Source organism: Mycobacterium sp., assembly GCF_035499775.1.
In the GTDB taxonomy this organism is placed as follows: domain Bacteria; phylum Actinomycetota; class Actinomycetes; order Mycobacteriales; family Mycobacteriaceae; genus Mycobacterium.
This window is the reverse complement of the sequence record NZ_DATJYB010000149.1, coordinates 1-4415: the sequence shown is the minus strand read 5'-3', so window position 1 is coordinate 4415 and position 4415 is coordinate 1. Positions and strand designations below refer to the sequence as shown.

Sequence of the window (4415 nt, the reverse complement as noted above, 5' to 3'; positions counted from 1 at the left end):
CCGGTGCCCCCGGCCGCCGCTGTCGCGCTGCGCTGCAGAGTCCTCACGATTCGTCTCCCGTCGTCGACGTTACAACGGCCGGCGCGTGACTCGAACCGCGCGCAAGCCCAAGCTCTAATTGGCACAACCAGCACAACAGTTCTCGAGCCCAAAAACAGCTATCCCTTCCGACAGAACACCCCGAGCACACAGCTGACCAGATGATGGCAGCCAGCCGCGGCGTGGCGATCCTCCAGCGCGGGCGCAGCCACGGCGGTCAAGTAATCGTCGGAACCCAATCGGTGGCGACCCCGAAACGAGCTCCGGCCAGCCTGGGGTGCTGCCCAGGCTCCCGGACCACTTCTCCGGCGTCCTGCTGCACCGACAGACGGCACCGAACCCCGTGACTGGCTCGCGAATCGCATGGGAACCAGAGGCTCTGGCAATCAACCCTGGCCTCAAGATTGGTACGCGCAAGCGCCGCGCAGAGTCCGTGCTGCGCGACGTGGCCCAGATCATCTGGCCATTGACCGGCGTCGCCACGCTTCCGCCGGTCCGCTCGCACAAACGCCTCTTAGTTCTCCTTCGGATTGCTGGCCTCGTCTGCCGGCGGAAGGAGGCCAAGCCGGACCGCCTTGGCGATGAGGCCGGCTTTGCTACTGGCCTCCAGCTTGCCGCGCAGGGCTTTCAGATGAAACCTGACCGTGGACTCTGACAGGAAAAGCCGGTCGGCGATCTCTTGGTTGGTCAGACCCTCAGCGGCTAGGTCTAGGACGTTCTGTTGCTGCGGCGTGAGCGCCACGGGCTGCATACGATCGTCGAGCATCTCGTGGAGGTGCTCCACGACCTGCGATGCGGTCCCGAGCTCCGACGAATCGTTCAGCGCATCGCGCATCGCATCGAAGAGCGCGTCGAGACCGGCCGATTTCGTCACGTAACCGCGTGCCCCGGCCGCGAGTGCCTGCCGGACGGTTTCCTCGTTGATGTAGGTCGTCAGGATCACCACCCGAACGTCGGGCGCCGCCTCGCGCAGCTCGCGACACACGTCCACCCCCGTCTTGTCGGGTAGTCGCCAGTCCATCAGCACGAGGTCGGGCCGATGCTTCACCGCCCACTCGAAGGCGTCGGCTCCGTTGCCGGCCACGCCCGCAACCGAGAATCCCTCCTCACGGTCAATCTCTGCAACGAGCCCCGAACGGACGACCTCGTGATCGTCAACGACCAGAATCGTGGCAGCAGGTCCTGAGACCACCCCGTTTAGTCTACGCCCACACTTTGGTGGCCGACACGGCGCCGCCGGCGACGAGAGCACCCAGGTTCTGATGCACGCCAACCTGAGGCCCCAGGACTTCTCCGCTCGACGCGGCCGGGGCATCTGCCGGCTGATCCATCGGTTGATCCTGCAGACCATTTCGACGTTCATGGCGCCGACACGCGACGCCCGCACATCCTCATGCCGGCGGATCCGCCGATGAGCGCGGGTGTGTTGGGTGTGGTGTTGGTGGGTTCTGTCATTGGGTTGGTTGACGTGCCGCTGGATCGATGTGGATCGTTTCGGCGGCGATCACCGGATGGCGTGCGAAACCGAGCAGGAGCCTCACAGACTTCGCCGACAACGACGATGACGTCATCGCGAATCGCGGGGCCGGACTGCTCAGGCCGCCGTGATCGCGGGGCTCGAGCTCTCGACGAAGTGCGGCATGACTTCTTCAGCGAAGCGCCGCACCGACGCGAGACTCTTCTCGATCGGCATCCCGCCCCAGCCGGTCTGCAAAACGAAATACTGAATACCAAGGACCTCCTGGTACTCGTTGATCTTGTTGACGATCGTCTCCGGGCTTCCGATCAACTGCGACTCGACCGTCGTGTCGGTCACCCGATCAAGATTCGCCATCACTTCAGCATCAGCACCAAAAAACGAATCGTCAGCAGTCTTACCACCCGCACCCTCGCGAACCACCTGCGAGAACAGGGAGTGCGCCTCCACCTGCCCGTCGCCCCCCCCAGCCGCTTTCTCGCGCGCCCTCTTCGCATACTGGTAGTACGCCTCAAGTGTGATCTGAAAACGCCGAGCCTGACGCCGACCAAATTCGACCGCTTCCTCATCAGTCTCCGCGCAATACATGAAAAAGTTGTGCGGCAACGTCCCCTCATCGACCTCGTAACCGCACTCGGCAGCGACCGCCCGATAATGCTCAATGTTTTCCTTATGAGCCGGCAGGTCATTCAACGGCCAGACAGTCGAGAGATACGGATACCCATGGCGCGCAGCCCAGTCAGCGCTGCCCTTCGTATGCGCACCGATGATGATCGGAAGACGATCCCGGATCGGCTTCGGCAACATGATCACCTCGTCCATGTGGAAGAACTCGCCGTGATGCGAGAACGGCTCACCGGTCCAAGCCTTCTCCATGAACTCGATCGCCTCAGCCAGCTTGCGACGAGCCACGTCATCTTCGGCCGGCGCGCCCAAATACCTCGGGGGACGCCATCCCGCACCACGAGAGACCCCGATCTCAAGCCGACCGTTGGTCAAGTTATCGACCATCGCGATGCGCTCCGCCATATACAGCGGGTGATCCCAATTCAGCACCAGCACCGCAGTCCCGAGCCGCAACCTGGTGGTTTTCGCGCCGAGATACGCCAACAACGGAAACGGATCAGGCACCGTATCGAAATCCGACTGCGTCCACTCGCTCTCCGGAACATCAAACGGCCGGTAATCACGCTCGCTGCCGAAATGATGCTGGGTCGTCCAGAACGACCAAAAACCCAGCCGCTCCACCTCAACACCCAAGTCCACCCACTCCTGATAGGCCTCATGCATGTTCCGCCCGACCTCAACCGATCGAGGGAAAAGAATTCCGAATTTCATGGGGCCTCCTCGCGTCAAGTCTCGCGCCCCACGGGCGCCATCAACAGCAAAGTAAACCCCACCCAGCCCCCCGGCCACTGCCCCGACCGACAGTCCATTCGTCGACTCTCGCCGCGGCTTGACAACCGCGAGTAGAGCTGCTTATGGTTACGTCCGGATCCGTTCCGCGACCGGCTCGGGCCGATTATTCAGTGGCTCCGAACGGGGTCGGCCACATTGCGGTCGTCAGCCGCGTGCCGGTCGCGCAGGGTTTCCGAGGCGCCCCCTGCGCATGTCGGAAGCGCCGTCCGCTCCACTTCGAGAGTCGACCCAAAAATAATGCATGGCCTGACCCTTACTCTTGTACCCGACAAGTTGTTCGCGCTCGTCAATCCGTACGAGCTCGACGGTCGAGCTTCGAGCCACCCCCTTTCTGTCCGTGGCTACTCCACGCTGAACTGCTACCTCCTGAGAGGACGAGCCCGAGCAGTGCTGTACGGGACAGGCTACTCGGTGCACGAAGATGCGATTTTGGCCCAGCTCTCGGAACTGGTTGGAGGCCGGACGCTAGCGCTCGCGATCCCAAGGATCGAATTCCCCGCGATGTGCAACGCGAGGGCCATTGTCGAGCGTTTCGACGTCGATGTCGCCTATCAGCGTCTGCCTGAGTCGCCCGCGAATTTCCTGAACCTGCGGCCTAAGTATGATGTCGATGACCCGGGGAAGCTGCGCGATGTCCGGCTCGGTCAGATCAAGACGACTGAGCCGGTGACGATCGATCCAGGGGACGCGCGGCGACTGCGATTCCTCGTGCCTCACTTGCGGCTCTTGCCGTCGAATTGGGGCTTTGACGAGGGTACGGGGACGCTCTTTACCGGGGACATGTTCTCCTGGGTCTGGCGTGACACTCCGTCCGGACCCTGGCTCGTTGACGACGAGGCAGATGACCCAACCGATCGGGGACGTGTAGAGGATTTTCTCCTCAACAATCGGTATTGGTGGCTCGCAGGCGCGGAGACCGAATCGTTTCGGGATGCAGTCGCTGACATCTTCGACCGCTACTCTGTCAAGGCGATTGCTCCCGATCACGGAGCCGTTCTGACCGGCACGGCAATACCGAGGCATCGGGAACTTCTGGATGAAGTGCTCGAGATGGCGGCGGATCTACCTGCCACGGGCGTTAGCGTCGGCCAGAGGAGCCTGATCAGTTGAGCATCACAACGTCAAACCCGCTCCCTCGTGAGCTTGCTGATGGCCTCTACTGGCTCGGTGCGTGTTACGCGGTTCCCGTGGGTGGCCGGTCGCTGCACGCGAACAACTCGGTCTTCCTCGTGGCCGGCTCGAAGTGGAGCGCACTGGTCGAGGCCGGCATCTCCTGGGATACCAGAACCATTCTGGGGCAGATTCGCGATCTGACTGAGACGCGAGGGCTTCCGCCGCTTCGTTATGTCTTCGTCACGCACTCGGAGCAGGCGCACTCGGCCGGGGTCGGGCACCTCCTGGCTCACCACGCGCAGGCCTCGGCACACGGCGACGTGACAGATCTTCACATGGTCTTTCCTGAGCATCTCGAGCGCATGCG

Annotated in this window: 5 protein-coding genes; 2 read left to right on the top strand and 3 right to left on the bottom strand. The window is 62.6% G+C overall.

The window, feature by feature from the left end; genetic code table 11:
- Positions 1-553: 553 nt before the first annotated feature.
- From VML93_RS10235 to VML93_RS10225, 3 genes are all read right to left on the bottom strand, one after another.
- Positions 554-1231, bottom strand: a complete 678-nt coding sequence (locus tag VML93_RS10235) for a response regulator transcription factor (protein ID WP_325610217.1) — start codon at positions 1229-1231, stop codon at positions 554-556.
- A gap of 10 nt (positions 1232-1241) precedes the next feature.
- Positions 1242-1370, bottom strand: coding sequence for a hypothetical protein (locus VML93_RS10230; protein ID WP_325610216.1), 129 nt, complete (start codon positions 1368-1370; stop codon positions 1242-1244).
- A 263-nt stretch (positions 1371-1633) separates the two neighbouring features.
- Entirely contained in the window at positions 1634-2854 is a 1221-nt protein-coding gene (locus tag VML93_RS10225) for an LLM class flavin-dependent oxidoreductase (protein WP_325610214.1), read from the bottom strand.
- 468 nt (positions 2855-3322) lie between these two features.
- On the opposite strand from VML93_RS10225, the gene VML93_RS10220 reads away from it, so the two are divergent.
- Entirely contained in the window at positions 3323-4045 is a 723-nt protein-coding gene (locus VML93_RS10220; RefSeq protein WP_325610210.1) for a hypothetical protein, read from the top strand.
- Positions 4042-4415, top strand: a 374-nt coding sequence (locus VML93_RS10215; protein ID WP_325610209.1) for a hypothetical protein, incomplete at its 3' end; no start/stop codon positions are given. The genes VML93_RS10220 and VML93_RS10215, both read left to right, overlap by 4 nt.

Bases quoted from the DNA above. Each gene is read 5' to 3' on its own strand.
- VML93_RS10230 (WP_325610216.1), bottom strand. From the start codon at position 1,370: ATGGATCAGCCGGCAGATGCCCCGGCCGCGTCGAGCGGAGAAGTCCTG.
- VML93_RS10225 (WP_325610214.1), bottom strand. From the start codon at position 2,854: ATGAAATTCGGAATTCTTTTCCCTCGATCGGTTGAGGTCGGGCGGAAC.